The 26,992-nt window shown below is 34.3% G+C and carries 36 protein-coding genes; 7 read left to right on the top strand and 29 right to left on the bottom strand.

Annotated elements, in window-relative coordinates:
- The 3 genes from Z054_RS30630 to Z054_RS0125830 form a co-directional block, all read left to right on the top strand.
- Nucleotides 1–1,193 (top strand): RHS repeat-associated core domain-containing protein (locus Z054_RS30630; protein WP_161635343.1); only part of this gene is annotated, 1,193 nt, incomplete at its 5' end.
- Between the two features lie 4 nt (nucleotides 1,194–1,197).
- Entirely contained in the window at nucleotides 1,198–1,581 is a 384-nt protein-coding gene (locus tag Z054_RS0125825) for a hypothetical protein (RefSeq protein WP_152538680.1), read from the top strand.
- 5 nt (nucleotides 1,582–1,586) lie between these two features.
- Nucleotides 1,587–2,132 carry a hypothetical protein gene (locus Z054_RS0125830; RefSeq protein ID WP_152538681.1) on the top strand — a complete coding sequence of 182 codons (546 nt, stop codon included), beginning with the start codon at nucleotides 1,587–1,589 and terminating at the stop codon, nucleotides 2,130–2,132.
- A 93-nt stretch (nucleotides 2,133–2,225) separates the two neighbouring features.
- On the opposite strand, the gene Z054_RS0125835 is transcribed toward Z054_RS0125830, so the two are convergent.
- The 24 genes from Z054_RS0125835 to Z054_RS32175 all read right to left on the bottom strand — a co-directional run bounded on the left by Z054_RS0125835 (nucleotide 2,226) and on the right by Z054_RS32175 (nucleotide 15,202).
- The gene (locus Z054_RS0125835) at nucleotides 2,226–2,717 is read right to left on the bottom strand and encodes a D-Ala-D-Ala carboxypeptidase family metallohydrolase (protein WP_316929953.1); all 492 of its coding nucleotides are present in this window, start codon (nucleotides 2,715–2,717) and stop codon (nucleotides 2,226–2,228) included.
- A 5-nt stretch (nucleotides 2,718–2,722) separates the two neighbouring features.
- A complete protein-coding gene (locus Z054_RS31945; RefSeq protein WP_161635344.1) occupies nucleotides 2,723–2,860 on the bottom strand; it encodes a hypothetical protein in 138 nt (45 codons plus the stop codon).
- Between the two features lies 1 nt (nucleotide 2,861).
- Entirely contained in the window at nucleotides 2,862–3,182 is a 321-nt protein-coding gene (locus tag Z054_RS0125840) for a hypothetical protein (protein WP_024772892.1), read from the bottom strand.
- A 7-nt stretch (nucleotides 3,183–3,189) separates the two neighbouring features.
- Entirely contained in the window at nucleotides 3,190–3,825 is a 636-nt protein-coding gene (locus Z054_RS0125845) for a glycoside hydrolase family 73 protein (RefSeq protein ID WP_051473926.1), read from the bottom strand.
- Nucleotides 3,826–3,840: 15 nt separating this feature from the next.
- The gene (locus Z054_RS0125850; protein WP_024772894.1) at nucleotides 3,841–4,260 is read right to left on the bottom strand and encodes a hypothetical protein; all 420 of its coding nucleotides are present in this window, start codon (nucleotides 4,258–4,260) and stop codon (nucleotides 3,841–3,843) included.
- 331 nt (nucleotides 4,261–4,591) lie between these two features.
- Nucleotides 4,592–4,954, bottom strand: coding sequence for a hypothetical protein (locus Z054_RS31175; RefSeq protein WP_084050604.1), 363 nt, complete (start codon nucleotides 4,952–4,954; stop codon nucleotides 4,592–4,594).
- Nucleotides 4,951–5,295, bottom strand: a complete 345-nt coding sequence (locus Z054_RS31180) for a hypothetical protein (protein WP_084050606.1) — start codon at nucleotides 5,293–5,295, stop codon at nucleotides 4,951–4,953. The genes Z054_RS31175 and Z054_RS31180 overlap by 4 nt, the downstream gene beginning before the upstream one ends.
- 7 nt (nucleotides 5,296–5,302) lie before the next feature.
- Nucleotides 5,303–5,542 carry a hypothetical protein gene (locus tag Z054_RS29345; RefSeq protein ID WP_035093625.1) on the bottom strand — a complete coding sequence of 80 codons (240 nt, stop codon included), beginning with the start codon at nucleotides 5,540–5,542 and terminating at the stop codon, nucleotides 5,303–5,305.
- A gap of 3 nt (nucleotides 5,543–5,545) precedes the next feature.
- On the bottom strand, nucleotides 5,546–5,992 hold the full coding sequence (locus Z054_RS0125865) for a hypothetical protein (protein ID WP_035093627.1): 447 nt from the start codon (nucleotides 5,990–5,992) through the stop codon (nucleotides 5,546–5,548).
- Nucleotides 5,989–6,432, bottom strand: coding sequence for a peptidoglycan-binding domain-containing protein (locus tag Z054_RS0125870; protein ID WP_024772897.1), 444 nt, complete (start codon nucleotides 6,430–6,432; stop codon nucleotides 5,989–5,991). The genes Z054_RS0125865 and Z054_RS0125870 overlap by 4 nt, the downstream gene beginning before the upstream one ends.
- Nucleotides 6,433–6,475: 43 nt before the next feature.
- The gene (locus Z054_RS0125875; protein ID WP_051473928.1) at nucleotides 6,476–6,991 is read right to left on the bottom strand and encodes a hypothetical protein; all 516 of its coding nucleotides are present in this window, start codon (nucleotides 6,989–6,991) and stop codon (nucleotides 6,476–6,478) included.
- A 17-nt stretch (nucleotides 6,992–7,008) separates the two neighbouring features.
- Nucleotides 7,009–7,503 carry a hypothetical protein gene (locus Z054_RS0125880; RefSeq protein WP_024772899.1) on the bottom strand — a complete coding sequence of 165 codons (495 nt, stop codon included), beginning with the start codon at nucleotides 7,501–7,503 and terminating at the stop codon, nucleotides 7,009–7,011.
- The gene (locus Z054_RS0125885; protein ID WP_024772900.1) at nucleotides 7,500–7,958 is read right to left on the bottom strand and encodes a hypothetical protein; all 459 of its coding nucleotides are present in this window, start codon (nucleotides 7,956–7,958) and stop codon (nucleotides 7,500–7,502) included. The genes Z054_RS0125880 and Z054_RS0125885 overlap by 4 nt, the downstream gene beginning before the upstream one ends.
- 47 nt (nucleotides 7,959–8,005) lie before the next feature.
- Nucleotides 8,006–8,149 (bottom strand): hypothetical protein, encoded by a 144-nt coding sequence (locus Z054_RS31950; RefSeq protein WP_161635345.1) that lies wholly within the window; start codon nucleotides 8,147–8,149, stop codon nucleotides 8,006–8,008.
- 11 nt (nucleotides 8,150–8,160) lie between these two features.
- Entirely contained in the window at nucleotides 8,161–8,631 is a 471-nt protein-coding gene (locus Z054_RS0125895; protein WP_024772901.1) for a TIGR02594 family protein, read from the bottom strand.
- 4 nt (nucleotides 8,632–8,635) lie between these two features.
- Nucleotides 8,636–10,342, bottom strand: coding sequence for a YncE family protein (locus Z054_RS30635; RefSeq protein WP_024772902.1), 1,707 nt, complete (start codon nucleotides 10,340–10,342; stop codon nucleotides 8,636–8,638).
- Nucleotides 10,339–11,094 carry a hypothetical protein gene (locus Z054_RS0125905; RefSeq protein WP_024772903.1) on the bottom strand — a complete coding sequence of 252 codons (756 nt, stop codon included), beginning with the start codon at nucleotides 11,092–11,094 and terminating at the stop codon, nucleotides 10,339–10,341. Before Z054_RS0125905 ends, Z054_RS30635 begins: the two co-directional genes overlap by 4 nt.
- Before the next feature lie 10 nt (nucleotides 11,095–11,104).
- Nucleotides 11,105–11,575, bottom strand: coding sequence for a hypothetical protein (locus Z054_RS0125910; RefSeq protein ID WP_024772904.1), 471 nt, complete (start codon nucleotides 11,573–11,575; stop codon nucleotides 11,105–11,107).
- A 55-nt stretch (nucleotides 11,576–11,630) separates the two neighbouring features.
- Nucleotides 11,631–11,858, bottom strand: coding sequence for a hypothetical protein (locus Z054_RS0125915; RefSeq protein ID WP_024772905.1), 228 nt, complete (start codon nucleotides 11,856–11,858; stop codon nucleotides 11,631–11,633).
- The gene (locus Z054_RS0125920) at nucleotides 11,842–12,549 is read right to left on the bottom strand and encodes a hypothetical protein (protein WP_024772906.1); all 708 of its coding nucleotides are present in this window, start codon (nucleotides 12,547–12,549) and stop codon (nucleotides 11,842–11,844) included. The genes Z054_RS0125915 and Z054_RS0125920 overlap by 17 nt, the downstream gene beginning before the upstream one ends.
- A gap of 28 nt (nucleotides 12,550–12,577) precedes the next feature.
- On the bottom strand, nucleotides 12,578–13,315 hold the full coding sequence (locus Z054_RS0125925; RefSeq protein ID WP_024772907.1) for a hypothetical protein: 738 nt from the start codon (nucleotides 13,313–13,315) through the stop codon (nucleotides 12,578–12,580).
- A gap of 7 nt (nucleotides 13,316–13,322) precedes the next feature.
- Entirely contained in the window at nucleotides 13,323–13,964 is a 642-nt protein-coding gene (locus tag Z054_RS0125930; protein ID WP_024772908.1) for a hypothetical protein, read from the bottom strand.
- 91 nt (nucleotides 13,965–14,055) lie between these two features.
- Nucleotides 14,056–14,919, bottom strand: coding sequence for a hypothetical protein (locus tag Z054_RS0125935; RefSeq protein WP_024772909.1), 864 nt, complete (start codon nucleotides 14,917–14,919; stop codon nucleotides 14,056–14,058).
- 112 nt (nucleotides 14,920–15,031) lie between these two features.
- The gene (locus Z054_RS32175) at nucleotides 15,032–15,202 is read right to left on the bottom strand and encodes a hypothetical protein (protein WP_167549792.1); all 171 of its coding nucleotides are present in this window, start codon (nucleotides 15,200–15,202) and stop codon (nucleotides 15,032–15,034) included.
- A 393-nt stretch (nucleotides 15,203–15,595) separates the two neighbouring features.
- Between Z054_RS32175 and Z054_RS0125945 the strand changes: the two genes are divergently transcribed.
- The 4 genes from Z054_RS0125945 to Z054_RS0125960 all read left to right on the top strand — a co-directional run bounded on the left by Z054_RS0125945 (nucleotide 15,596) and on the right by Z054_RS0125960 (nucleotide 21,712).
- Nucleotides 15,596–16,717, top strand: coding sequence for a hypothetical protein (locus Z054_RS0125945; protein WP_024772910.1), 1,122 nt, complete (start codon nucleotides 15,596–15,598; stop codon nucleotides 16,715–16,717).
- Nucleotides 16,704–17,117 (top strand): hypothetical protein, encoded by a 414-nt coding sequence (locus Z054_RS0125950; RefSeq protein ID WP_024772911.1) that lies wholly within the window; start codon nucleotides 16,704–16,706, stop codon nucleotides 17,115–17,117. Before Z054_RS0125945 ends, Z054_RS0125950 begins: the two co-directional genes overlap by 14 nt.
- 513 nt (nucleotides 17,118–17,630) lie before the next feature.
- A complete protein-coding gene (locus tag Z054_RS0125955; RefSeq protein ID WP_024772912.1) occupies nucleotides 17,631–17,918 on the top strand; it encodes a hypothetical protein in 288 nt (95 codons plus the stop codon).
- Nucleotides 17,915–21,712, top strand: coding sequence for an NACHT domain-containing protein (locus Z054_RS0125960; RefSeq protein ID WP_024772913.1), 3,798 nt, complete (start codon nucleotides 17,915–17,917; stop codon nucleotides 21,710–21,712). Before Z054_RS0125955 ends, Z054_RS0125960 begins: the two co-directional genes overlap by 4 nt.
- A gap of 92 nt (nucleotides 21,713–21,804) precedes the next feature.
- Here the strand turns inward: Z054_RS0125960 and Z054_RS29355 are convergent, their stop codons facing one another.
- The 5 genes from Z054_RS29355 to Z054_RS0125985 all read right to left on the bottom strand — a co-directional run bounded on the left by Z054_RS29355 (nucleotide 21,805) and on the right by Z054_RS0125985 (nucleotide 26,863).
- Nucleotides 21,805–22,428: a hypothetical protein gene (locus Z054_RS29355; protein WP_024772914.1), complete on the bottom strand. Its 624-nt coding sequence runs from the start codon at nucleotides 22,426–22,428 to the stop codon at nucleotides 21,805–21,807.
- On the bottom strand, nucleotides 22,418–23,095 hold the full coding sequence (locus Z054_RS0125970) for a DNA-processing protein DprA (RefSeq protein ID WP_024772915.1): 678 nt from the start codon (nucleotides 23,093–23,095) through the stop codon (nucleotides 22,418–22,420). Before Z054_RS0125970 ends, Z054_RS29355 begins: the two co-directional genes overlap by 11 nt.
- 102 nt (nucleotides 23,096–23,197) lie before the next feature.
- Nucleotides 23,198–23,419, bottom strand: a complete 222-nt coding sequence (locus Z054_RS0125975; protein ID WP_024772916.1) for a hypothetical protein — start codon at nucleotides 23,417–23,419, stop codon at nucleotides 23,198–23,200.
- A 94-nt stretch (nucleotides 23,420–23,513) separates the two neighbouring features.
- Complete coding sequence (locus Z054_RS0125980) at nucleotides 23,514–25,073, bottom strand: pentapeptide repeat-containing protein (protein ID WP_024772917.1); 1,560 nt, start codon at nucleotides 25,071–25,073, stop codon at nucleotides 23,514–23,516.
- A 131-nt stretch (nucleotides 25,074–25,204) separates the two neighbouring features.
- A complete protein-coding gene (locus Z054_RS0125985; RefSeq protein WP_024772918.1) occupies nucleotides 25,205–26,863 on the bottom strand; it encodes a DUF6035 family protein in 1,659 nt (552 codons plus the stop codon).
- Nucleotides 26,864–26,992 lie beyond the last annotated feature (129 nt).

A 26,992-nucleotide genomic window follows, 5' to 3' on the forward strand; every position in this document is an offset into this window, starting at 1 on the left:
ATATTTTTTCGGGATGGATTTATAGTGACAGCCCAAATTCTGGGATCTTCTTTTTTATGAAGAAACAAGGAGAGACAGGTTATTTTACTAATGTAGATGCTATAGAAACTACACAAAAAAACAACTGGGTTTATCTAGAGAAGAAAGTACTGGTGCCTGCCAATATTCGTACAATCAATATAAGATTGGATAATGATGGAGGAGGAACTGTTTGGTTTGATGATATTAGTGTTAGGCGAGTAAACCCTTCTACAGTTTCAGAGATCGTTGAAGAGAAAAATTATTATCCCTTCGGAATGTTACATTCTGGATATAATTTTGCTGTAAATGGTAGAAAACATAACTATGGTTTTGGTGGAAAAGAATATTCAGAAGAACTAGACTTAAACACTTATGACTTTGGAGCAAGAAATTATGACCCTTCTTTAGGTCGATGGTTTGTAATAGATGCTCTTGCCGATGCTACAGGTCAAATTCATAACTCTACTTATGCTTATGCAATGAATAATCCGGCTTATTTTGTTGATCCAGATGGAAATTGCCCTCCAGGAGTTGATTGTGTTGGAATTATGACTAAAATAGCTAATTTTTTTAGTAATAATACAAAAGCAACCGGAAGTGCTCAAGGTGCTCATGTTGAACCTTTAGATGGGGGGGAGAGAGCTTATGGATTTAAAGCTCAAGGAGAAATTGAAAATTATGATGGTTATGGAACAAAACTTAGCGGTGAACTATCTGGATTTAGCGGAGGTTATCAAGATAAATCCGAAACTGGCGTTTTAGCTGGTGAAGCATCTATACATGGTCTTAAAGCAAAGGCTACATCTAAAAATGATTTAGTCGAAACAAAAATTGAAGCAACTCTATTTGAGGGTAAAATAGATGGAGCAATTGGAACTTATTCTAAAAAAAATGGAAAAGAAGGTTCTATCGTTAGCGGAAATGTTGGTGGATATGTTGCGAAAATTACAACAAATACATCTATAACTATTCCCGATGCTTTCCCTGTTATTGGAGGAGCTAAAATAGGTGTTACTAGAGGAGCAACTTTTGTAAGTGCTCATGCTGGTGGAACATTAGAAGCTACAACAAAACAAGATGGTGCAATAAACTTTAAAGCTCAAGTTCATTATGGATTTGGTGCTGGAGTTAAATATGGTTTCTCTTATTCATCAAGTAACATAAAAAAATAAATAAATGGAAATACTTTATATGCTATTTTTTGGAGTAATTAATTTTTTAATTTACTATTATTTAGTTGGTGGTTTAAGAATTAATAGAAAAATAATTATATCTTTAATTATATCTTTAATTATATTTTTATTAGTACAGATTTTATACCTCAATGAATTTTATTTAATCAATAAAATTTTTTATGATCTTTTATTTTATAGCTTTCTAATTATTTTAAATCATTATAGTTTTGAAGCTTTAATTTTATTTTTTATAGGAAGTGAAGAAAAAATTAAAGATGCTCCTGTTGATAAAAAAAGATTGGTATTTATTATTAATATTATGAGGCATATAATAATTTATTTAATGATTTTTGCTTATCAAATTAATTCTATTTTTAATATTTAAAAGAAATGAGAAATATTATAACCAAGAAAATATACTTGCTTTGTTTTGTAAGCTCTATATTAAGTTGTCAAACGCAAGTGTCTGAAATAAAGCAGTTCAAAACTGATGCTTTTTCTATACTTTATCCAAGTAATTTAAAATTAGATAAAAGCAAAGTAGATCGAACAGAATTTATGTTGTTTACTGAAAAAACATCTGAAACAGATAATTTTATAGAGAATATAAATTTAGTTATACATGATTATAACATTTCTCTTAAAGAGCATATAAAGTATTCTAATATAGAGGTTGCAAAAATTGCTACAATAACTAAAAGCGAAACAATAGACAATAATAATTTAAAAATTCATAGGATAGTTTATACGTTAACAGAAAACAATGTTGATTTAACCGTTCTTCAACACAGCTTAATTGTGAATAACAAAGTATTTGTTTTAACATTTTGCGGTAAATCTGTAGAGTTTAATAAATATCAATCAGAAATGGAGAATATAATGTTAAGTTTTAAATTATTAAAACATGATAATTATATTCGCCCTCGAAGATTATAGAATAAATTTTAAATTTGAATAGTTCAAATATTTATAAAGCTTTATTCAGTACATTCATATAAAATAAGCCTCTTAATTGAGGCTTGTTTTTTTCTACACAAACGGATTAATCGGAGGTTTCGCTCCTTTAGGATATCCCCAGGCTACATATTGTGATTTAGAATCGTCACTATCCAGATGCACAAAAGTTTTCCCCACCCCAATACGTTTAAATCCAACTAATTTTGCAGCCACCACAATTTTATTTCTAATGGATTTGGTAGGCATACTGATATCCGCAGCTTTACAAGTAGGTATTTTATGAGATGAATTAGACACTCCACCCACTTTAGTATTCCAATACGCAGTTCTAGCTCCGGAGTTGATATTTCTAAATATGGGATATTTGCTTTTCTTTTCCAGTTTCTGAAGCATTCGGATAAACTGTCTATCCATGCAACGACCAGATCCCGGACTATCGGGGCTATCAAATTTCTTCAGATCAATTTTTTGTTTTGCTTTGGTGGTTCTCCATACTATTGCACCCATCACAGCAATAGATACTGCCGATACTCCCCATATGATATGTTGCTTGTTTTTGAACACCAGTACTACTTACTACAATTACAATTCTTCTTTTTAGCTTCTACTGCTTTGGATTTCATATAAATACTAAACCCCAGGTTGATAATACTCACCATTAAAAACAACTTAAAAAGCGTATTATTCTGTGTATTCTCCTTATCCATGTTATTTTTTGTTTTTTTGATAGCTGCGTAATTGATCTTCCAGTTGATCAATGTATTTCTTTAATTCATTGATGCGATCCCGTTGTTTGATAATAACCTGCTTCATTTCGGTATTGTCCTTTTCGAGTTCTTCAATCCGTTTCTCCATCTTTTCAGACCATTGCAATAAATTATTGATCACAATATCATTCGCCTGTACCGTAAGGTTTTGCGTTTCTGCTTTTTTAAGCTTCTTTTGCGTACGAAACTGCAATACGGTTTCTATGGCTTTCCAAAAACCATGAGCTGTAATCACGACAGCTGCTAATTTCAAATATTCCATAAGGTTTTTATTTTGGGTTACTCTTAAGTACTGCTACAGCTACCACTATAGCACCAACCACCATAATTATAATAGGTGCGAATAACATCTTCTTCTTGTTGAGTTTTTTCAGCACTATAATCTGCTGTATTTCTTTCATCAAGCGTTTGATCTTTACCGCATAATTAGGATCTGTGGCATATCCTGCTTTTGCTACTTCCTTTGCAAAACGATATGGGTTTTTCTTATGTTCTAATGCATATTTATATCTGGCGTTTTTAAAAAGTAATCCTGCCCAATCCACAAAAGAGTAAAATGGACTGGGATAGGCTCTAAATACATCTTTGACTTTATACTTCCATTTTCCACTGGAGGTTTGAATTGGATATCCCGGATAAATAAACGGGAAGTGCCGTGTCGGTAAAGACGAGTATTCGGTTGTGGTGATCAATTGGGTTTGACCTTGCGACCATCCCCCATAATTCTTTCCTGACCCTTTTTTAATTCCAAACATCATATTGCCTTTGATGGATTTCCCCCATCCGGATTCCAATGCGCTTTGCGCCAGTGCAAAGACCACAGGAATACCAGAGGTTTTTGCTGCTTTTTTAGCGTGCAAGTAATACCGAATTACAAAACGTTCTTTAGGGGTCAATACAGCCATTGAATTTTCAGTTTTTTAAAATTGAATGATATCATCAAATTCCAACGGTACTTTAGCCAGGTAAGGAGGCACTTTTATAATCACTTCATCGGTAGCAAATTGTGTAGTCCCTCCTATGGTGACTATCCCCTGATCATTCATCTGGCAATAGAAATGATCCCCTACATTAGTAAAGGCGTTCCAGGCAAATATGCCAATATCCGCCGTTATAGGTTTAGGGAGTTTGATCACTGCGGTTCCAATATTCCCCGGGCCTCCGGTTCTGCGAAGCCGTATGTCATACCCTGTTACCATATTGCCATTGATAACTGCATATCGGTTACGGTTCTCCAGGTAGAACACTCTATTAATATTAATATGCTCATCAGGAATGGCAAAGACCTCCTGAAAGTTTTTAGTGATTTCTAGTGCATCACTTTGATATCCTGCATTCATAGTATTTTAGTTACTGATTAATAAAGTAGTGACTACCAGGATACTTCCCGTTAATAAAATCTTATGTAGTCTACTGCGTTTGATTCTTTTGTCTTTTCTTTTGAGGGTACGAGTCATTATATCCATACTTTCCTTGTTATTGCTTACGATACTGACATAGTTCTTCAGTTGTGTTTTTTGAAGATCGATCACACTATCTTTTTGATAGGTCAGGTAGTGCAACCTCCAGTTCGTGATGGACAGCTGAGTCACTAACGAATCATTATAGTTTCCTAACTCCAATAGCTTAGCCAGTTCCCTGGACTGTGCTATGGTAAAACAGAAGTGTTTTTTATTCTTGACCAGCAGTACTTTGGGTACTAAATCTTGCGAAATACCGGTATAACTCATCATCAGTATACCGATCCATAACACGTATTTTTTCATCTTTTCTGGTTTTTAATGCTGTAATTACCCTTTGATCATTTACAATCAATTCCTTAAGACTATCCGCCTGTATTTCCAGTAGAAATATTTTTTCATCCAAAATGCCATTGACCTCGATCAGCATTTCATTATGATGCTCCATCTCTTTCATTCTCTGGGTATCCTGGGTATCAAATCCTTGTTCTTCTCCCGGAATGATCCATATAAACAAAATCCCCAATACCACTATACCAACGGATAGTGGTAGTATCCATTTCGATAGTTTCATAACTGTTCTGTGTTGTTTTGAGGTTGCTCTTTCTTCGGAAATATGCGCTCTAATAGTAGCTCCAGGATAAACTTGTGAAACACCACTGCAAATACAAAAGATTGTAAGAGCCGTTCCACTCCCATAAGTCGATATCCACGTATAAAAAAGATAAACACCGCATATACAATTCCTATGATCAGTACCCGATATCGGGTACGAATACTTATCCCAAGCCCATTGACGATCCACTGGGTTACCCTATAATGATTGATGGCATAGGAAATTAAAATAAAGGTGATGATATATCCCCAATCCAGTGCATTGAGATATCCTATGATGTTTTGAAATACTGCTTCCATATGTTTTTTATTTAAGATTTTTTTTAAGGTGTATCACTTCTTTTTGGATGGCTGCCAATTGCATATTGGGGAAATAGTTTTTGATTAGGTGGGAAATCATTACTACTGCAATCCCAGATACCAAAAGGCTCAATACGATTTTGATTAAGGTCTGGTTGGTCAGGGTGATGGTCACCTCTGTTTTTATCCCATCCTTATCAATCAGAGCATCCAGGTAGTTTTTAATATTTCTTTTCTGTTGTGCCATAGTTTATAGCTGTATTTGCTGATGAATAGGGATTTCCATTTTATGTTTTTCATAAGTAAGCTGATCTACGGTATCCCTTTTTAAACTTTTTTTGACCAATGTTTCGGTTTGTGTATCATACGTTCCGGTTACCGTACCTTTCCACCCGTGATTTCGTAATAACCATATTTGAAGGCGTTCTACTTCCTTACCCGAGCTTCCTTTTTGTAAAGGGAAAATGTGATGTTCTTCAGCTTGTACTTTCTTTATGTCCGGCTTGATCTTCTGAAGTCGAGTCGTTTTAGGAATTTTGGGTTTAGGTATAAATTCTGGTTCAGTGGGTATCTGTGATACCTCTTTTTTTGCTATGGGTTTTTTAGGGTTTCGAAACAGGTAATAAGTCAGCATACTAACTCCTGCAATCGTTCCTGCAATCCATAAGGCTTGCTGTGTACTTTTATCTATCATCATGATTTGATCATTTTTAAACTTAGTTTCATTCCTTCTATATCTTCTTTAGTAAAAGCATCCTTGCCTAAACGCTTTCGTGCTGCCTTGACCGTTTTACTACCAAACTTGCCATCCACTCCGTCTTTATTCTTTCCGGAACGCCCCAGGTCTTCGTTATAAATTTTCAGGTATCGTTGCAGCAGCTCCACATCTGCATGACATGTTCCATACTCCAATGGATACTGGGTATTAGCACACCGAAATCGTGACCGAACCACTGTTTTAGGGGTTCTTTCGGAAGTAGCATCAGCAGTGTCAAGTAGCATGAGATCCTCATTATTTTCTTTTCGTTTTCTATACCATAGGTAGGCTGCACCTCCCAGAATAACAATACCTGTGATAGCAATCCATAGCGTAGTATCGGTGGATTTTTGTTTTTGTATAACAGCTTTCTTTTTCATTTTTTATATCGTAGTTATTTACAGTAGAATGATTAAACGGTGTCTATGACACCTTGTAGTTGGGTAATTTTCGTACAGGCTTGTGGACATAGGTTTCCATTTCTTTTTTGCTTAAAAAACTATTCAGGTATTGCCACATATCGGTTTTATACTGTTGCCAGAAGGCTTTTGAGATACTGGCCACCTGAGTTTTATCTCGTAATCTTTTAAATATTCGTTGTACGGCTGCTTCATCATCGTTAAATTTCCCTTTTGCATTTTTTAAGGTCTTTGCATACGAAGAGGCTGCCCCTGGGAATAGTTCCTGAATCCCTTTTCCTCTAAGCCATTTTTTTACATCACTTATATAATTCATATCATAAGGGTTTTTCCAATTGGGTTCTTCTACTGCCTCGCCGGGTGTAGTCTTAATTCCTCCCTTCTTTGAAGTTCGTGGAACTATGGAAAGATCAAATCCATCATTCGCATCTTTCTTTGGTTTAAAAAACAGGAAATATGCTCCGATCCCTAGTCCCGCTACTCCTAATCCTGCTATCCCCCATCGTATGTTTTTTGTCATCTGCATCTGTTCTGGTTTTATACGGTTCTATACTTTGGTAATCTTCGTATAATGCTCAATACCTTTTTTATTTCTTGGGTATCAAAATGGTTTTGTAACTGTTCTATCAAGTTCACCTTATAGGTGTCCTGGTATGCTTTGGCAAGCTGTGATGCCTGCACTTTATCTTTAAGGTTTCTAAGGACACTATAGATCATTTCTTCATTGTCTCCTCCCATATACCACGGACGAAATCCTGAATGCAATTGCGTGGCCATACGTTTAGCGACACTTTTTTTTAATACCGCGATACGTCCCGGCAAATGCTGGAGTACTTTTTGAGCATAATGCACATCAAAAGCAACTTCAGTAGGTAACCCTTTGGTAACAGGATGTAACCTTTGAGTCAATGCTCCCAACAGGTCTTTAGTAAACCGATCCCGTTTACGTGTTCTCGATCTATGGTAGAGTGATCCTGCCCAGGCTATAGCGACGACACCTCCTGCTATTTGTAATTTCTTTATCGTGTTCATCTTCTGAGTAATTGTAAAGCTCCTTTGGTACTTCTTCCTATAGGTGTACGCATCGCTACATCCTTAATATCCATTTGTTTTGAGCTTTTCCAGAGTATACTTCCTATCACCACCAATAAAAATCCTAGCGTTAGCGGTATTCCCCAGGAAAGTAGCCCCGTTAGGTTTTTTCCTAAGCCTGACAGGTTGCTACCCATCTTTGAGATATCTGCAATAGTCCTGGTAGCTGCACTGGAAACATCGATTCCGTTTTTCTTTAGCCAGTGGTTAAAATCGGAATTGGTCGTACAGCTCGCATTACCATTGGATTTCCAGGTCACTAACCAAAGCATCTTTGCATTGGTACTACCCACTGTTTTTTGTAAACTATTGAAATAGGTAACCCAAAGCTCGCAAGGGTCACCGGACTCCGGAACCAGAAACTTCTTGTTTTGTATATCAATTTCAATAGGCATAGGATTGTATCGGTTTAAGATTTAAATATGCTTTTTCATTTTCATTGCTATTCTTTTTGCTCTGGAGTATTCATGGTTGTTTTACCAGATCTCCGTTTCCTTCTTGGTTTAGGTTCTGTTAGTATCATTAGCAGCGCACCTGCCAGTACTCCAATAGAAAAACCTGCGATAAACGTTATTTCTGTTTTCATATGATGATATATTATGCTGCATTACCTATAGGATTAAAGGGTAGGTCAGACTCCTTGTGGTGTATTTCCCGAAAACCTAACAAGCGATTTGCAGGATATGCTTTAATAGAAACCTGATTATTCTGATTGCCTCCTAAACAATAAATCTGTTTACCATCGGCACTATACCCGATATAAAATCCAACATGACCTTTCCAACTGCTTTTGCGTTCCCGCCAAAAAATGACAACATCCCCTTTGGTTGGGGTGTATGTAGGTTTTCCTACTGATAACCAGGAACGAGCATCTAGTTTCCCGCTACAGGCATAACCTGATTGTAAGGCAATCCAATTGGCGAAGCAACTGCACCAGGCCGTTTCATCATCTTGTACCCATTGGTTTCCGGTATCCTTAAAATATTGGAGGATTCTGGGGTTATGGGTGCTACCAATACGTTCTGTAATTCCATATTCTGCCAGTGCGATTTCAATAGTTTTTCTCATATCATTATTTTTTTACCACTACACCTTCATCAAGGAATTGTCCTCTTTTGATTTGATAGTAATAGGTTATTAGAGTAATGGTTTGTTTGGGGGCAATTTGAAACAACCAACCGTTTTGTCCGTTAAGAATAGTTCCCTTCAGACCTGATACCTCGTATACACTTCCGAAATTCTGTGGATGGCTATACCTGGATAAAGAGATAGGATAGGTGTCTATCGCTCCACTCATACTGACCTCTTGTACTTGTAATACCGTAAAGCGTTCTATACCGGATAGTACAAACTTTACGTGTTCCACCATAGCGGGGTTAAACCTGAAATCTTCCTGTTTTTCAATATATCCTTCATTAATGGTCACTGCGCTGCTATCTTTACTATAGGTAATCAGCGAAATACTCCCTGATGTGGGATTACTACTATACATGCGATCATTTTTTATATCAATGGCAATTCCTGTATTCACCTTGCCCAGGGACAGGGTTGTTAGTACCATATCAGAAGTATCAATAAGGGAAAAGGTATCATCATCACGATTCCCTACATACATAAGTTTACGGGTAGGGTGATATGCGATTTTATAGGGATTCGCTCCTACAGCAATGGCCGCTTTGGGAATATTAGTATCCAGATCAATAGGGATTACGGTATTTGTTCCTGAAGACACTACATAGAGATGGTTGTTTACAGGGTGATATACTCCGGTAGTGGGTGTGTCTCCAATATCTGGAATTGTGGTGATCACCATAAGATTGGCATCCAGAACAGTAATGCTATCATCCCCGGAATTCAGCACATAGGTATGTCCATTGTCAGGATGGATCACAATACTACGAGGGGATTTACCAACACCCACTGTAGCAATCACCATTTCTGTAACAGTATCGATAATAGTTACCGTGTTGTCAGCAATGTTAGCTACATATACTTGTTTACTAAAAGGGTTAAACGTAACTCCAATAGGACGTATGCCTACAGGAATTGTTTTTACAACCTCCAGATTTGTAGTGATCACACTCACGGTATTGTTTAGAATATTCGCCGTATAGACCTTCCCGTAGTTTGGGGAATCAGCATCAGTATGAACGGTCAGATCTACCGGCGATCGGTCAGAGACCGAATTTGAAATAGGTGAGATGGAAATCATTTTTACAACTCCATTCCTATCTAAAACAGTGATATTATCCGATAATTGATTAGCGAGATAGGTATACCCATTAAACGGATTCACTAGCATTCCTTGCGGGTAAATGCCTGTTCCCTGGGAGCTACTCGTACTAAGGGTACGGATGATATGTTTAGGCAGATCTCCTGGAAGTGCAGGACTTACCGGAGGCTTTTTATGACCACTCCACAGATGCACTTCCCGCTTGATATCGGAAGTATTGGTAATGGTTACCTGGGTAGTATCGTAGTTTTGTTCTAAACCTGTATAGAAATCATCAGTACGTACTATAGGCTGTTGTATTTTCTTTATCAACTTCGGCTTAGGAGTTACAAATCGTTGGGGTAGTGATTGTTTAGAAGAAAGTACTGATAAGGGTTGGGTAAGGATATCCGGTGCTATAAAATCATCTTCAGCTTCCACTGAAAGATCTGTTTTTATAACAGTTTCTTCTGAAGTGTTCTGGTTTCGCCTTTTTTCATACAACGCCCAAAGAGCAGCCAATCCAATGCCTGTAGTGAGTACTAGTATTTCTGTACTTTTTTTCATGCTGCCAGAGTATATTGATCGATAAAAGCAATAATATCTTTGGTGCGTTGCACTTGTGCTGCACCAATAAGTTCAGGGTAAAGACTAAAGATTTTTGTCGCAGCATATACCGCTTCGATCTTTGGAAACCCATAATCGAGGTAGTGTCGGATGCCACACAAGTCTGCTGTTTGTTGACTTCTGGTGTTTAAAAACCAATGACACCCTTCATGGGATAAAATGGCTACCCGTACCGGAATGCTAAAGGTTTTAAATAACCGCATGGAGATCTGCACCCTTGGCATTCTCCGATGGGTACGGGCTGGGGTAATCAATTCGTTTCCATAGGCATCTACAATGTCGGGCAGATATTGGAACAGAAATTCTCCATCAGGGCTATCATAAAACCCTGCGGGAACATATCCTGCTTTTTGAGCAAATTGTATGGAGAAATCCATATACCGCTGCTGCTCCGGACTTGCCCATATCTGTGGAGAAATCATTTTTTTGATCCTAAAATCTACAATGGTAATCCCTTCTTCTGTGTAGCCTCTTTTATCATATAGCTCCAGTTCCAAATACTCCGCTGTGACAGGTAATGGAATTTGAATATTCCGTTCTTGTCCTCTGTCCAGTTGTACTTTTCTTCGGAAATAATGGGTATTGGGATGGTTTGGATCATATACCATGATTCCTACGGGCATAGCGTGTTTTGCCCTGATGGTAAGGGCAATGGTAAACGCTTCTCTATTGGCAGGAATGGGAATAATCATACGATTTTATTTATTGTTTGGTGATCCGTACATAGTTGCGTTGATTCGTTTTATAGACCATAACCCCAACAACCCCTAGTCCAAGAAGTACAGCTCCTCCAATGATATAGGGAGTATAATTAGGTTTCTTTTCTTTTTGATGAGCATCTTTGGTATCTGTACCTAATCCAAGAGAAAAATCTTTTGGAGTTTCTCCTTCTGACATAGGATCTGTGGGGATGGGTTTATTTAAAAGCGTATCTACTGCGCCTCCAATAGCCTGCCCACCACCAATATCACGATAGGCTTCCCCTAACTTGGAAAATAAAGTCCTGCGTCTTTCCCGACGTGCGATTCGTTTGGGATCTGATCTGCGTTTTGCTCTTCTTGCCTTTCGTCTGGCTCTACGGGCTGCACGACGTTTCTTTCGTTTTTCCTTATTCCCAAAAAAATCATCGTGTAACTGATCTTCTAATACGTATTCTGTTTCTCCTGCAATCATACCATTGTAATTTTATATTTTTCAACTATCAACTATCAACTACTAACCAAATCCCCTAAAGCACATATAGTACCCGTAACCTAGAATCTTGCGTATCAAAAGGAATGGCACTATAGGGTTTCCCTACAAAAGGGTATCCTTTGGCTTCTCCGGGGTTTAAGTTGACACCGTTAACCATAACAGCCGTGTCTCCCACATTTTTTATTGAAGCATACAAAAACCCTAATGGGATTTCTGCAGGTGCTGTAAATTCCTGTTCTGTAATTTTAGCGAGTATGTCCATATGATTTCTGTTTTGTGTTGGCAATACGGGAAGTAAAAAACCAAACTGCTGCGAGTGCTACTACTGCCGTAACTCCTATTTTTAGCATGGTAGCTTTGTCCTTTTTTCCTTGCTCTTTTTTTTCGGTTGCCTCTTTCGTAGAGGATATGGCTTCTTGTTGATTCCCTATGCCCACGGGTTGATATTTTGCATTTCTTCCACTGCTAATCCCTGGATTAGCAGCACTTCGTGATGCCGGGAAATTCCGGGTGATCATTTTTAGTTTTTTGCGTTTTGGCTCTTCGACCTTGCTCAGTGTACCCTTTTTTGATACCAGTGGTTGTAGGATCGGGTAGGGTTTTGCTACGCTATTGCGACCCTGATGATCAGTACGCCTCATAGGTTTGTTTCTGACAGTAGATCCCCAATGGGGTTTCTGTCTTGGGATCGTCATGCTAAATGGAGGCACGTGCCTCTTTACAGGTTTCACAAATCTTCGCTCTACTGGTCTTGCTCTATTTCTTCCTCGTCTTCCTCCAAATGGAAGTCCAATCGTTTGCGAGCGTTTTCGGGGAGCCATACTAAGTGCCCTGCGACGATTCCGTTTTCGTTTTTTTCGTTTCCTAAGATGCCTTCTCACCATATGGTGTAAAAACGGATTGTAATCCGTCTCACTGGCATAGAGATCATACTGGGTAGCAAAAGGGTTCATACAAAAGAGGATTTATAGTGGCATATTCTTATCGAGCTATAGGGGCAACCGGGGGAGCATAAGCGATCGGTACGGGACTGGATTTTTTGGAAACCACCATCCCTATACCTACAATGGCAATAACCCCCAATCCCCCTGCAATCATAAGGATGTTGTTTTTAGATTTCTTGGCTGCTTCTTTCATTTCCCTGATCCGGGCTTCTTCTTTTCGTTTTTGTTCTTCTTGCTGCCTACGCATCTCTGCACGCTGTCGCTCTTCCCGTTCCCGTTGTCGCGCTTGCATTTCCTGCATCCGGCGTTCCATATCCATTCTGGCGCGTTGTGCTTGTTGGGAGGCTTTTTGGGCTTCAGCTTTGGAAGCTGCCTGTGCAGCAGCATGGTTAGCAGCCCTTCTTCTTTTCTTTTTTTTTCCTCCTCCAAAGAGGCTTCCTACAATACCAATAGCTCCTTTGGCCAATGCACCCCAGAATTCATCTTCATCCTCTTCATCTACATAAGAACTGTAATTGAGATCTTGTAACTGGAGCATTTCTTTTCCGTTTTTTTGAATATGCACAGTGACTAAATCCCCCAGGTCATCGATAAATTTAGGATCACGATCCTTCATTAGTTCTACTACCGCGCCAATAAGCTGTTTCCGGTTGGGAATAGTGCTAAAGCCAACCCCATAGTCTCTCAATAGAGAAACTACACTCTGGGGTTTGGTCAGGATCAAATGGCTAATCAAATTGATCGCTTGGTTATAATCTTGTTGTTTTCGGTTCATATCTGATTTATTTTTTTAATACGGAGCAAACGACAAAACCTCCCAAAAAACTCATGCCGATCAGTAATAATTCCTCTCGTTTAAATGGGGGATGTTGCTGTGCTGCGGGTGTCGTATCTTTTGTGTTTTCCTGGCTATCCTCTGATTGTAAAAGCCGTCTTTGTCGTAATTCATTCCATACCACCTGTACCTCACTGGCAAGCTTTTGATCTTCAGGGGTACTATTGGATTTCTTTACAATACGGGTATAGTACTTCTCTAGTTTTGCATCAGGGAGATCTGTAAACTGATCTAAAAAGCTGTCTTCATCACCCGAACCATTGTAATTGGAATGTCCACAAGAACCACAAAAATTATCCTCCTCTTGGTAACTATCATTACTACAGGCGTTACAACTTCCTTTCTTTTTATCCGTGGTTTGTAAGGCAAGGATCGCTTTTTTATCTGGGTGTACCGCTAACAATTGGGTAATGATGGATTTTCCGTTTTTCTTCACCAATTCTTTAGTGGCTTCTACCAGATGGTGTATATTTTTTGGGGATTCATAACCACAATCATACAGTAGCTTTCGTACCGGAACAGGATTATTATACACGATATAGTCTATACTGTTTTGTGCGAACTCCTTTTGTTTTTTTGAATGTTTCATAGGCTCCTTTGATTAAAAATTCCAAAGCAGATACAGCCAATGCATCATCATGCTATATTGACTGTATCCTATTGGAAAACAAAAAAAGTTATCATCTTCGTCTTTTCAGACGTGAAGTGGCTTTACCAATTGTTCTTGGTCCACTTTTGCGTTTTCGTACCCTTCGTGGTCGTAATCCAAACGCTCTGGGTCGTCTTTGATACCGCATGTCAATTTGAGGTAGTCCGGTCATACGGGGAGTACGAGAGAGTTCAGCTACATTACGACCTTCCAACAAGTTGCCCATGTTTGCTCTAGCACGGATGGTAAAAGTAAATACGGAGGTCGTGTTTGGATTGATCGTTAACTGTATCGAGCTTTGACCACTCACATTCATGGCAAATCCACCTGAATCCACCATGTTTTTATCAAAATTCTGTGGAGAGCTGGAGTTTCTAGGCTGCCATACTCTGGTGGTAATCGTCCCTGAAGCGGTCTTGTTCACAATCTTCAATACATTGTCAAATTGTAAGGCGTTGCTTACTGAGTATTTCAGTCCGACAATCTTAAAGGGGTTACTCTTACTTTCTTCTCGCACCTCTTTATGGCTGGATTCTTCTACTTCAACTGTGACTCCATCGGGTTGTTGGGACTCCTGGTTTCCTCCGAAGATAACAGCGGTCTTTGCCTCATCGGTGGTGTTTTTAATCGTCACTGTTAGGGTACGGTCATTAGGGTCTATCTTTCCAATGGAAGCACGGGAATAATTATCATAGTCCTCATCATCATACTGATCTATATACCCTTCATCATCATCAAATTCATCATCATACCCATCGTAATCATCTTCGAGTCCATCCATCCCACTATCAAAATCATCTTCTTCGTCATCATACATTTCCATACCGTCATAATTATCATAACGCTCTTCTGCATCGTCCTGATAACGCATTAATTCATCATTATAATCGCTCATTTCTATTGTGTTTTATATCACAACTGTAGTGTGATGTTTTACATATTACAACCTTCAAAATCCTTTACTTTTTCATAACAAAAGTGGCACTGCCACCTCACTCTCTAAAGGGTTATGCTTTGTTGTTTTGGATTTGTGGTTTTTTAATTGCTGCAAGCTTTTTAGCTTTTCTTTTTGCAAGCATTGGGGCTACGTAGAATGTTCCTACTGCAATCCCTGCGACTACCATAACTGCACCAACTGTTAATAAGGCGGAGTAGTCTAAATCTTTTGTGTCTGCCATTTCATTTTGTTTTACGTGAATATTTGGCGCGGTCTCTAAACCGTTGAAAGGCTAAATTCGGGAGGTAATTTGAAAAAAACACGCACGTTTTTTACTACGCGGTTTCAAAAAAATGAGGAATGTGGAACTGATGGGATGCCCCGAATTGTGAAGTGTAGTAAAACTTTTTTCTACTAAATCCAGAATATCACAAAGGTGATCATTAGACTATGAAATATAGCCCCATACAATTATAATAAAAAATGAATAAAACTTAATCCTAAATAAATTCATAACATATTGACAGTCAACTAAATTAATTGTTTATATTTATTATTTCTTAATGTAGTCAACCCCTCCTTATATCGTTTTTTCTGAAAAAATATAATCAAATACCTTAAGTTTTATTGAAGCATGGGGAAGTTAAAAGTGTTCTTTTTATTAATTGTTTTGAATATCAATGGCTGGTCTCAAGAAAAACCTAATTTCAAGGAGAAGTTAGACATTGTCAATCAGTCTATTGAAATCAACTACAAAAACAAAGTCATTACCTTAGATAGCCTTTTATTGTTTTATTCTGTATACGAGAACGATGGTATTATTTCCATATCCGCATCCTTAAAAGATAATACCCAATATAATTCATTAATAGAATTAAATTTAGTTTGTAGCGAAATCATTAAAATCTTTCGCGGATTGAATAAAAAAACGATCTTCGAAAGATATAAGAATACATTAAACAGTAAAGCTGAAGAAATTATTTTTAATCTATCTATTGGAACTTACTCGGAACCAATTCTATTTATACCTAACAGAAAAGTTGAGAAAAAAGTACTGTTATCAATTAAATATAACACTCGGTTAGAAAGTCTAATTTTTAAAACAAAGTATCTAATTTCGAAAATAGCACTTCATAGAGCACATAGACAACATAGAAACTTTCTAGGATATCATTTTTTTATCCCAAAAAATAATGAAATTCATACTATAGCTTCTATTATTGGCAAAAGAGCTTCCTACCCTTTATCTTCTAAATACTACGCAATACCAATAGGGAGATATAGCTTTAGGCTTTCCCCAAATTCATTTCTAAATGAACGTTCTGTTATTCTTTCTATTGGAGATAGAAAAGAATATGTTGAAAGGTTTTTTGAAAATAAATTATACACTTTCTTTCACCTTAATTTTAAGGAGTATAAAGATAAAAACAAACTTAATGTGGTGAGACTAACAAAAGAAGTTTATTTATCTCGTGTTAATGGTCTTATATCAAAAAATGATGGTGTCTGGGAAAACGTTCAATTGATATATGATGTTTGGATTGAAGATTTTTCTGATCAAACAATGAAAATTAACTTGCTTTTTATTTTGGATGGGAAGTACATAAAAAAAAGACCTGGAAAAGAACCTTCACAAAATTTCATGAATTCCAAAGGAATAGATTTTGAAAACAGTATATATGAAAAACAATTAAGAGCCTTTGGATATGAGCTTTACAATAAATTTGAAAAACACCTGAAAAATGAAAGAAAATAAAATTAAAGTTTTTTTAAGTTACTTTTTCATAGGAACGCACTTATTAATCATAGGATACTTATTCATTCTTAAACAGAAAGAGTATTTAAGTGCTGAAGATTTTGAAACTGCCATATCAATACTTTTGCCTCTTTTTACTACAATTCTGGCAATGGTATATAAATTTATAATTGGTAGTAAATACAAATCCCTTAAAAAGTCAAAAAAGGTAAGTTTCATCTATGCCTCGATATCCTTTTTCCTACCTATCATTTTTGTTTTCGTGTTGTTTTATTTAATTAGATTGCAAACAATTGAACCTATGGAAAATTTTGGGTATGCTCTTGGCTTTTTAGAAACAGTAATTGGAATCAATATGGGACTTATGGTCAAAAACCTATTTGAAAATGAAACCCAGTAATTAATTTTCATATTGAATATTGAAAATGTTGAATTATCACTCTTTAGAATGATAATAGCATTTTTGAAAAAGAAATGGAAGAAAATACTCTAGACACCATAACGGACAACAAAGTAACTCCAAAAAACTATTCCCTAACACATGAAAATCCTTTTACTATGTATTATTGGTTATGGTTTATTTCTTGAATAAACACTTTAAAAATCGGAAAGAAAATAAAAAGATGTTCAAGATGTAAAGATGGAACATTACAAATAAGAGAAAATAAAGAAAAATCAAGTTCATTTTATGGATGCTCCAATTTTAGACGTGGAAAATATGGATGCAAATACACTAAAAATGTCAAAAAAGGTATCATAAATAGAATACATCATCCATTTGTATAAGCTTTGAATTAGGTAATAAAAGAAAAACAGCAAATAATTTTATAAAAGAAAAACCATTTTCTATTTACATCATATAATATTCTAGTATATTAAGTAGGAATAATAAATTGTAAAAATTAAAAGAAAAATGAAAAACTTAATAAAATACATTCTACTCGGATTGAATGTGATTGTATTTATAGCTATTTACTTATGGTACAAAAAGGACTCAGGTTATGAACCTATTGTAGTTTTAATTACGCAGACAATATCTGTTCTAGCGATTTTATTTGAAAAACAATTATCTGGAGGTAGTAGTACTACAATTTCGAGGATATCTGGTTCGGAGATCGATGCAACCGTAACTGGTAATGGAAACCTAGATATTAAAGATGTAGAAAAAGGAGCGAAGGTTAAATACAAAAAAGAAAAATGATAAAAAGGGTTTTAAAACATCTATTTTCTTCTAATCCATATACAGTTTTTAAAAATATTAAGGATTCAATTATCAATTTTAATATTATTAATGTAAACTCAAAGGAGGAGCTAGATGAAGTTCTATCTACAGCTACATTATCCAAAAAAAACCTTACAGATAAACACATATTAAAGTTTATAGGTAATATAAAACCCCAAGAAATTTATATTACTAGGGATTATGATGTTAACCTTTCGATTAATAATCCATACAGTTTTTTATCCCATAGTAAAAACAACCCTCAACACTTATCCACTATTGCTAAAGAAGAAAAAAATAGTAAAGTAATAATACTAGGCAATGCAGGATTGGGAAAAACATATGAACTTGAACATTTGGCACAAGAAATATGGGATGACTGCACTGATGAAAGAATACCTGTTTATCAGAAATTTAAAAATTTCACTACCCAAAACACAATAGAAAGATTCATATATTATAAGTGGAAAAGTGTCGACAATATTACATTCATTTTTGACGGAATTGATGAAATACAAGATATTCAGGACTTCATTTCTAAATTGGAGAACTTTATAACAATCCTAGAAAACGAAAACAAACAATTTAGTATTGTAATCAGTTGCAGAACTAACATCTATGAAAGTATTGTTAAAACTATATCAGGTTTTAAAGTTTTTTATTTAAAAGAATTGATTCCCTCAGAGGGAAAATCATTATTAAAAAAACTGTGTGGACCAATCATTGATGATTTTGATTTCAACTCAAACATTTCAACCTTTCTTAGAAACCCTTTCCAAATTGAAGTACTTAGTGAATACATTAACACCCACCAGAAACTACCAACCAATACAGCAATGTTATGGGAAAATTATATAGACAAAAGGTTATCCATTGATACAAAGTATAAACAAATAAGAAAAGGTCTAAATATCACATTGATTAAAAGCTATTGCAAAAAAATCTCTTTAATAAATGAACTAAGGAAATCCAATGTATTTACCCAAGATCAGCTTTTGAAAATAACCAACACTAATTCCTCTGATCTTAGTCAATTTATGCAAAACCCTTTAATTGATAAGATTCCCGATTCAGATGATTGGTATTTTGTGCATCGTAACATTCAGGAATATTTTGCAGCATTAATGATCTCAGAACTCGAAACCGATGATATTATTGATATAATTCAGATTGAAAATACAGGAAAAACAAACCCATCCCTATTTAATACCATAAGTTTCCTTATTAATATCATGGATCATACCACTACTAAATTTGATGGTATAATTGATTGGCTAATAGATCACGAACCTGAATTATTATTTAAAGCTGAAGGAGACAGAATTTATACAGGCATAAGAGAATCTGTTTTTAAAAAGTATTTTGATACCCAATGCAAGAAAAAAACACTTTGGATTGATACCAGAAATAGTTTTAGTGTACCCGAAATTTCATCATTTGGAAGCGTCCCAAAAAACCTTACTTATCTTAAAAATGAAATACATGATAAAACCAATCATCAAAGGGCACTAATTTCAGCAATAAACCTATTGTCTTATTTCATCATCCCAGAAAATAAGATTGAAGAGATAAAAGAATTTTTAATTGATTGCCTTAGAGATCCAGATTATCATATTGCTATCAAAGCAAGTATTGTTGATTGTATTACCATACGGAAACTTGCAAAAAATGATGACAATTATTTAGATTCTATTTTTGAAATATTTTCAAAGGATACCGGAAATCATATCAATAGCAGTTTGTTATCACTTATCGAAGATTATGAAAATATAGATAGATTCTTTGAGTTTCTTCATAATGAGTTTTTAAGGGCGCACAAGGTAATGCCGAGAGCATTTCCAGAAGATATCGATAGAAGAAATGATTATATGTTACAAGGATTAATCTTGAAATTAGAATCACCAGAAAATTTTCTTACTATCACACAACATTTTTTTAAAAAACAACCTCGTATTTCATTACCAAACACTGATTCCTTTGTACAAGGTTTTGCTGAGAAATGTATTAAGTTTATACAAATAGATTCTAACTTTATAATCAGATTCTTATCGAATATCGATAACGAAATACCTCTTCGTAGATACCGTAATCTCATCACAACTATTATTAAGTCAAGTCAAGTAGATCAAGAAGTTATACTAAATCTTTTAGACAACTTTCCCTTTGATAAAATTCGATTTTTTATATGCTACATAATTAGCACAGATTCACTTGAAATAGTTAGTGAGCGAATAATCCAAGGAGTGCCCGATGAATCAATCGAGGGGTTCAGAAATATGATTAATAATCGAAATGATAAAGAATTAGCAAGAAGATTTGAGGGTCTAATGAAAGATAACGGGGTGGAATTCAAAGAAAAATTATGGACAGAAGAAGACCAGTTAAATTTAGAAAGGGATCTAAAAAACAGGATACAATCTAATTTTGATATACTGTTCCGACCAGAACAGCTAATTGAAGAAATTGAAGAAATCTTTATCGAAAATGATATTATTTCTATGACTTTTGATATTATTCATAATTTGACAGATACTTGGTACAATGAAAATAACAACAGTGGAGAATTAGTTACTTCTTTAGCTATCTTACAAGATTTATGCAATGTGTATGAATTGACTCAATTTGATCAAATACGAAATGAATTAAAAGTTAACGAATTTTATAGGTTTAACCAAATAATGGTCTTACGCGAGCGTTATAATAGAGAAAAGAAAGTATATACTGTATCAGAAAATCAAAAATTAATCATTTCGGAGTGGTGCAAAAAAACTGCTAAAAGTATTGATCTTGAAAGGCTTATCATATGGAAGGGATCATCAAAATTTCAGTTACACCCAGATATAGAAAAATTACGAGTGGTATTCTTCTTTTTGGATCATTTTCCATTAGATCTAGAACAATCTTTTTTATTAGAATGTATTCCATTTTATAATATGGGAATTGCATATTACGGAGATCAAAACTTTCAAAATCTATTCGATAAAATTAATGACAAAACCCTTGTTGATAACAAAATTATTGATAACATTCTAAATAAAGAACTATCCGCTTTTGTCTTATCATGGCACATTGATTATGCTTTAGAACATAGTCTAGAACAAACTTATCCGCAAATACGCAGTTATTTAACTAATCTGAATGACAACATGAATAGAAGTGAAAAGCTTAAGCTATATATAGAAAAATCACTCGATAGCAGTGCATTAATAGATTGTTGCACAAATATTCAAAGTAGTATTTGTTGGTCTGCTGTAGACCTATTAACTGAAAGAAAGGAAGAACAGGCTCTTTGTACAAGACTTGCACGTGAATACTTGGACTCCGGAGATAATATACACACATCTAATGCTCTTAGAGTATTGTTTTACTGGAAGGAAAATGATGCTATCAGGCAAATGATAAATGTAGTTAATAAAGGATTATTGAGAATATTAGCCGATAATAATTTTACAAATTATAATGTTGTAGAAAATTATGATATTCTGGAAGAACTGTATGAACTTTTTTATGTCCAACCATCAGAAGGTTTTGAAGGTAATTTTGGGAAGACATTTACAGAGACATACATTTCCAATCTTTCAAATAATAGTGATGGATATGAATCCGTACAAGAGGTTTTAAATCGAATAAAAACAGAATTGCAAGATTCTGGAGATGATCTATTCTATATTAGTTTATTAATTGATATATCGAAAACATCACACGTTATTTCAAAATCAAAGTCATACAATTTCAGAATAGCCCGCAAAAAAGTGGAGAAGTTGTGTGATTAAATCGGTAATTATTTTTTTCATAAAATCTAGTGTCCAAAAAATCACATTGCTTGATTCTAACTACTTATATTAGTGGAAGATGTATTTAACAACTAATCAGGCATTTGAACTTTTCCACTATATTTATTAAAAGTCATTGTCCCAAAACGAGGTTCTACTAATTTATTTACATCTTCAAACCCTCTTGTTCTCATCAAAGCAAATACTTTGATTTCAGCATTCGGAAAAGCTTCACTTAATCTTGAAGCACAAGCCATTGTAGTTCTTCCTAGTGTCAAAACATCATCTACAAGTATCATTGTATTTGAATCCAAAAATTCAAAGTCCGCCTGTAAACTCTCATAATGATTTAGAACGGATGGCCTATTATCAGCTCCCGTTTGAAAACTTGATTTAGGCACAGATTTTATTCTTTTTAAACAGGTAGAAACTCCACTCCCTAAACCTAATTTAACTAATTCATCTGTAATCACTTTAGTTGGCCATAATGCCCCCTCTTTTATAGGTGAACTTCTTGGCACAGGGACTAAAATTGGATTTCCCTCAAAATAGGTCATAAGTTCTGGAATTCCCTTAATAATTTTAAAAGCATTTTGAGTCATTACAGGATTACCATTCTTTAATAATCCTCGTAACGTTCTGGATTTTTGAGCATATTTAGAACCACCTTTAGGGCTATATCTGGAGAATGTTGCAAAATCTAAACTAGAAAGCATAATCCATTTTCGCAGTTAGGAAAGGCAAATTATCCAGGATATCGTCAAAGTTTTCTCTAGTCAAAACTTGAGCACCATATTCAATCATTTCTGATGGCCATTTTAATGATTTGTCCATAGCAATGTTTTCAAGTATTAAAACAGTTCTACCCAATCTTAAAGCTTCCCATCCCTGATGTCTTGTTCCACTTTTTTCTGATGCTTCAATAATGATTGTTGCATCACTAATTAAAGCCATTGTACGATTTCTAATAGGAAAGTTCGCAGGTCTTGAAGGATAATTAATTGGAAATTGAGATATCGCAAGATGTTCTTTTTTAATTCTCTCCAGTAAATCTTTGTTTTCTTTTGGATATACCTTGTCTAAAGGAGTGCCCAATACTGAAATAGTCTTTCCTCCTTGCTCAATCGCAGTGGTATGAGCAATTGTATCAACTCCCTCAGCAAGTCCGCTAACTACAGTTATAGATTTTTCAACAAGCTTCTTTGTAATAATTTTGGCTCTAACTTTACCTTCTGGACTAACTTTTCTTGAACCAACAACCGAAACTCTTTGACCCTCATATATTAAACAAAAATTACCTTCAAAATAAAGTTCTTCAGGTGAATTTTTTAATTCAATTTCAGTCAGGTGTGATCTGTATTCGTTATAGCTGCTTATACCCATTTGAATAATGTACTATTATTATTGAACTTAAACAAAAATAAATCATTTTTTGTTATTCTATGTTGAATAATTTTAGAAAGATAATTATACTTCTTGAATTGACTAGTATTCTTTAACAAACTCTAAAACCCAAAATATTTCGCTACTGTTTTGCTCTATATTTATCCTCTCATAAAATTGAATATAGGTTCCATTTAAACAGACAGATCTAACTTCTCTTGCATCACTTGGTAATTTATCCACTGGTACAATTGTATAATTGCGGTTCTTTCCAGTTTCTTTATGATAGGCTAGTAAAGTTTCTTCAATTCCCATTGTATTCATATAACTTATGTTCAATTTCCCTTAATAGATAAAACGAATTTAGGCTTTATTAATTGTTACCAAATCTTATATAATGTATCCATAAATTCGTTAATTAAAGATTTATAGATTCAACAGTATACGTTTTTCTTTGTTCTTTTTCAACATCAATAAGTTCTTGTACGTTTTTAATGAATCTATCAAAAGACAAATAATTATTTCCATTGATATCTAACCCATTGCTTTTTAAACGCTTTAAATATTTCGCAGGCGTTCTTAGTGTATCAATTAAAACAAGGGATTCTTTAGGCTCTTTTTCATATTTTAATAAATATTCATTTACATCTAAAAAATTATGTATCGTATCTTTTTGATTTAGCTTTTCAAGATAAAACCTCTGAAATTTAAACCCTTTGTCTTTTCCGGATTTAGAGAATATAGTTTCATCAGTTGATATATGTTGAAAATATGAATTTGAAAAGCCAATAGCATTATTATCAAAAATCAAATTTTTCTTGTTTTCCGACAGTATATCATATTTTTCGGGTTTATTTTTCCCGAAGTATTTAGCAACGCTTTTCTCGTTAAAGGAGTAATCAAAATAAGTAGAATAGGAATTCATTATAAGCAAAGATTCAAAAAAATTGTCTTCAAAACTTGATACTCTTGAGCTAGTATCTTCAAATCTTAGATCCTTGACATAAGTGTTCTTAAAAAGTATTTCCTCTTTAAAGGTACACGTAAAAATTGCAAGGTGTTCAAAATGAGCATTTCTCATAGTTAATGAATTAAAGTCACAATATTCAAATTTAACATGATCAGAAAATACATTATTTAAGGTAGCACCAGTAAAGTTACAGTACATGAAATTCACATTATCAAAATGTGAATAATCAAAATGAATACCTCCAAAAGGAATATATCTAAAGGTGTAATCTTTTAATTCTGTATATGAAAAATCTCCTTCACTAAAAATATTCTCATAAGTGGAATCCCCTAATTCAGCATTAACCAAACTAACCAGCAATTGAGATCTTTCAGGACTTATTAATGAACTAAGGGTATCATTGGTAAGATATCTGTATGGTTTCAGGCTTCTGGATAAAGAAACGATTCTTCCTACCAATTGCCTTGACAAATTTCTATCTGGATTTAACTTTTCATCTTTTAATTCTTCGTTGATAGCATCCATAACATTTGAAAACTGATAAACTAAAGATGATCTTCTGTTAGCTTCCTGTAGATAGACTCCTTGATCTAATCGTTTATTTTGGTTCTGAATAAGGTCATTTTGGTTTTGGATTAGAACATTTTGGTTGTCTATTTTGTTATTCTGATTGCTCAACAGCTTTGTTTGTGCTATCAAAATAAAAAAAGGAAGTAGTGCTATTAAAACAGTAAATAAACTGACTCTTGTTACCCGCCATATGATATTTGAAATAATATTTGATAGATTTTCAGATGAAATCTTTTTGGTACTGTTATATTCATCAATTCCTAGCTCTACTGAACTTTTCAAGTCTCTGCCTATAAAATATCCGAAAAAAGTCCTACCAAGCCAAAAGGCCGTTTTTCTCTTAAACTTGCTATTTTTTTTCCGTTTATCGAGTTCAGACCTTAATACACCATTCTCTTTTTTTAGTTCCTCGTATGTAGGCTCTTTCTCTTTATCCATTTTTAAGTCTATTATGTATAGAACAGATTAAAAATATCGCTTGGTTATATTTAATTTAATTCTAAAAAATTATCAGATTAAGTCTTAACGATTACAACTTATATCTCTACAATTAGTAATTACAAGTATCTTTAAATTAGTTCAGGATATAAGTGACCATAAAGATGGGCAAAATCTTGATTATATTCTACTGAACTATGAGAATGATTACTCAGTTTTTTTTGAAAAGTCTTTTTCTTATCTAAAGAAATTACTTCCTTGAATAAGCCAGTTGATTTTAGGGTTGACTCAATATATTTCCAATATTCAGGATAATTATAAATTGCGTGATTCAACAAGGCTATCCAATTCTTGAATTTAAAACCTGTAATTTGTTTCTCGATGCAGCTATGAATTATACAAAGTACACGTTGTGATTTGAACGTAAATAATTCTTGAAGTAGCCATTTAGGGACTTTTGATGCTAGTTGGCAAATTAAAATTAAACGCTGGTAATCTGCTTGTTCGACATAGCTCTTTTTGACTATCGCTTCGTGTTTTTGTAGAAAAACAAACCCTCTCTTAAAAAAAAGCTCTAAGAATTGTTCTTTTGAATAAATGTTTTCATTTTTAAACAGATGATATAAAACATCATTACCATTTTTATCTGTTTTATTGATATCAAAATGAATATTAGAATTCAATATAAATTCAAAAAATCCGTATTCACTATTCTCACCATTTTGTACCCACCTAAACAATCTTTCTTTTTCGTCTATCTGTAATCGATTATTTAGCAATTCAAGTTCTGATACTTTAAATAACTGTAGTTCATACTTTAACTCCTTAAAATCCGAATATTTTCTTTTTTTCTCAACAGATATTTTTTCTAAAAAATCATAAACCCTATAGGTTATCTTTTCTTGCTCTTCATTTATTCTCCTCTGGTTGTCAATTTCCTTTTTTTTCTTATCGATTTTAAATTGATTCCTTCTTTGGATCATCAATAAATCCTCCTTATTCTTCAAAAAATTATAAAAATAAACCTCTTTATTATTTTCATCAAAGGTTAATTTATCCAATGTTATATTTACATCGTTCCATTGATCATAAAACTTATTAACTGAGGATAGATGGGTTTGTTTGAACTTACAATTTAACCTAAACTCTTTAACTTTATCATCAAATCTAAAGTAGTTCTGATGCACGGATAGATACTTTATATCTTTTTCAGTTTGTGTATTGCCTAGCACATCAAAATTATCAAGAATCCAGATAAGATATATTCCCTTTTGTTTATAGAAATCAAACCTGCTTAAAATGTACTTTTGTGATAAATTCGATAGTTGAATTTCAAAGACTATTTCTTTTCCTTTATATTGACAATAGATATCTGGTTTTCTTTTATCTCCTTGATCGTTATAAATAAATCTGTTATCTATCCATAAATTTTGAATTTGTGGTACATCCTTTAAATATTTTCCTATTACTTTTTTAAGAAAGATATGTCTCTCTGACTCTTTACTTTTTAGACAATCATAGTAGCGATTTTCTTCTTCTAATGTGAATTTTTCATCTTTCAGTATACAATTTGAAGAACCAGGAGAATGTCGTAAATAAATTTTATCATATTTACTTGAAGAAATGACCAGTGGATTGTCGCATTCCAAACAATGTAAACCAAATTCTTCCCGATTGTATGCCTCTCTATATTTATGTGCAATCTTACTCTCTTGAAACATCAAACTCGCATCAATTACTTCTCCTGTATCCCTATTTAATGCATATTTTATTGCTCTCTCAAATTTCATGTTCTTGATTATAATATAATTAATGTTATTCGACGCTATCCAAATTAAAATTATAAAAAAAGAATTCCTTACTCAACTTTAATAGTCATAAGTAAAGATAAATGTACCAAGAATTAGTTATTCATTTGG

Source organism: Aquimarina macrocephali JAMB N27, assembly GCF_000520995.1.
GTDB lineage: Bacteria > Bacteroidota > Bacteroidia > Flavobacteriales > Flavobacteriaceae > Aquimarina > Aquimarina macrocephali.

What these genes read in the sequence shown, in the direction of transcription:
- Z054_RS0125825 (WP_152538680.1), top strand. Translation starts at nt 1,198, where the DNA reads ATGGAAATACTTTATATGCTATTTTTTGGAGTAATTAATTTTTTAATT.
- Z054_RS0125830 (WP_152538681.1), top strand. Translation starts at nt 1,587, where the DNA reads ATGAGAAATATTATAACCAAGAAAATATACTTGCTTTGTTTTGTAAGC.
- Z054_RS31945 (WP_161635344.1), bottom strand. Translation starts at nt 2,860, where the DNA reads ATGGATAAGGAGAATACACAGAATAATACGCTTTTTAAGTTGTTTTTA.
- Z054_RS0125840 (WP_024772892.1), bottom strand. Translation starts at nt 3,182, where the DNA reads ATGGAATATTTGAAATTAGCAGCTGTCGTGATTACAGCTCATGGTTTT.
- Z054_RS0125845 (WP_051473926.1), bottom strand. Translation starts at nt 3,825, where the DNA reads ATGGCTGTATTGACCCCTAAAGAACGTTTTGTAATTCGGTATTACTTG.
- Z054_RS0125850 (WP_024772894.1), bottom strand. Translation starts at nt 4,260, where the DNA reads ATGAATGCAGGATATCAAAGTGATGCACTAGAAATCACTAAAAACTTT.
- Z054_RS31175 (WP_084050604.1), bottom strand. Translation starts at nt 4,954, where the DNA reads ATGAAACTATCGAAATGGATACTACCACTATCCGTTGGTATAGTGGTA.
- Z054_RS31180 (WP_084050606.1), bottom strand. Translation starts at nt 5,295, where the DNA reads ATGGAAGCAGTATTTCAAAACATCATAGGATATCTCAATGCACTGGAT.
- Z054_RS29345 (WP_035093625.1), bottom strand. Translation starts at nt 5,542, where the DNA reads ATGGCACAACAGAAAAGAAATATTAAAAACTACCTGGATGCTCTGATT.
- Z054_RS0125865 (WP_035093627.1), bottom strand. Translation starts at nt 5,992, where the DNA reads ATGATGATAGATAAAAGTACACAGCAAGCCTTATGGATTGCAGGAACG.
- Z054_RS0125870 (WP_024772897.1), bottom strand. Translation starts at nt 6,432, where the DNA reads ATGAAAAAGAAAGCTGTTATACAAAAACAAAAATCCACCGATACTACG.
- Z054_RS0125875 (WP_051473928.1), bottom strand. Translation starts at nt 6,991, where the DNA reads ATGACAAAAAACATACGATGGGGGATAGCAGGATTAGGAGTAGCGGGA.
- Z054_RS0125880 (WP_024772899.1), bottom strand. Translation starts at nt 7,503, where the DNA reads ATGAACACGATAAAGAAATTACAAATAGCAGGAGGTGTCGTCGCTATA.
- Z054_RS0125885 (WP_024772900.1), bottom strand. Translation starts at nt 7,958, where the DNA reads ATGCCTATTGAAATTGATATACAAAACAAGAAGTTTCTGGTTCCGGAG.
- Z054_RS31950 (WP_161635345.1), bottom strand. Translation starts at nt 8,149, where the DNA reads ATGAAAACAGAAATAACGTTTATCGCAGGTTTTTCTATTGGAGTACTG.
- Z054_RS0125895 (WP_024772901.1), bottom strand. Translation starts at nt 8,631, where the DNA reads ATGAGAAAAACTATTGAAATCGCACTGGCAGAATATGGAATTACAGAA.
- Z054_RS30635 (WP_024772902.1), bottom strand. Translation starts at nt 10,342, where the DNA reads ATGAAAAAAAGTACAGAAATACTAGTACTCACTACAGGCATTGGATTG.
- Z054_RS0125905 (WP_024772903.1), bottom strand. Translation starts at nt 11,094, where the DNA reads ATGATTATTCCCATTCCTGCCAATAGAGAAGCGTTTACCATTGCCCTT.
- Z054_RS0125910 (WP_024772904.1), bottom strand. Translation starts at nt 11,575, where the DNA reads ATGATTGCAGGAGAAACAGAATACGTATTAGAAGATCAGTTACACGAT.
- Z054_RS0125915 (WP_024772905.1), bottom strand. Translation starts at nt 11,858, where the DNA reads ATGGACATACTCGCTAAAATTACAGAACAGGAATTTACAGCACCTGCA.
- Z054_RS0125920 (WP_024772906.1), bottom strand. Translation starts at nt 12,549, where the DNA reads ATGAACCCTTTTGCTACCCAGTATGATCTCTATGCCAGTGAGACGGAT.
- Z054_RS0125925 (WP_024772907.1), bottom strand. Translation starts at nt 13,315, where the DNA reads ATGAACCGAAAACAACAAGATTATAACCAAGCGATCAATTTGATTAGC.
- Z054_RS0125930 (WP_024772908.1), bottom strand. Translation starts at nt 13,964, where the DNA reads ATGAAACATTCAAAAAAACAAAAGGAGTTCGCACAAAACAGTATAGAC.
- Z054_RS0125935 (WP_024772909.1), bottom strand. Translation starts at nt 14,919, where the DNA reads ATGAGCGATTATAATGATGAATTAATGCGTTATCAGGACGATGCAGAA.
- Z054_RS32175 (WP_167549792.1), bottom strand. Translation starts at nt 15,202, where the DNA reads ATGGCAGACACAAAAGATTTAGACTACTCCGCCTTATTAACAGTTGGT.
- Z054_RS0125945 (WP_024772910.1), top strand. Translation starts at nt 15,596, where the DNA reads ATGGGGAAGTTAAAAGTGTTCTTTTTATTAATTGTTTTGAATATCAAT.
- Z054_RS0125950 (WP_024772911.1), top strand. Translation starts at nt 16,704, where the DNA reads ATGAAAGAAAATAAAATTAAAGTTTTTTTAAGTTACTTTTTCATAGGA.
- Z054_RS0125955 (WP_024772912.1), top strand. Translation starts at nt 17,631, where the DNA reads ATGAAAAACTTAATAAAATACATTCTACTCGGATTGAATGTGATTGTA.
- Z054_RS0125960 (WP_024772913.1), top strand. Translation starts at nt 17,915, where the DNA reads ATGATAAAAAGGGTTTTAAAACATCTATTTTCTTCTAATCCATATACA.
- Z054_RS29355 (WP_024772914.1), bottom strand. Translation starts at nt 22,428, where the DNA reads ATGCTTTCTAGTTTAGATTTTGCAACATTCTCCAGATATAGCCCTAAA.
- Z054_RS0125970 (WP_024772915.1), bottom strand. Translation starts at nt 23,095, where the DNA reads ATGGGTATAAGCAGCTATAACGAATACAGATCACACCTGACTGAAATT.
- Z054_RS0125975 (WP_024772916.1), bottom strand. Translation starts at nt 23,419, where the DNA reads ATGAATACAATGGGAATTGAAGAAACTTTACTAGCCTATCATAAAGAA.
- Z054_RS0125980 (WP_024772917.1), bottom strand. Translation starts at nt 25,073, where the DNA reads ATGGATAAAGAGAAAGAGCCTACATACGAGGAACTAAAAAAAGAGAAT.
- Z054_RS0125985 (WP_024772918.1), bottom strand. Translation starts at nt 26,863, where the DNA reads ATGAAATTTGAGAGAGCAATAAAATATGCATTAAATAGGGATACAGGA.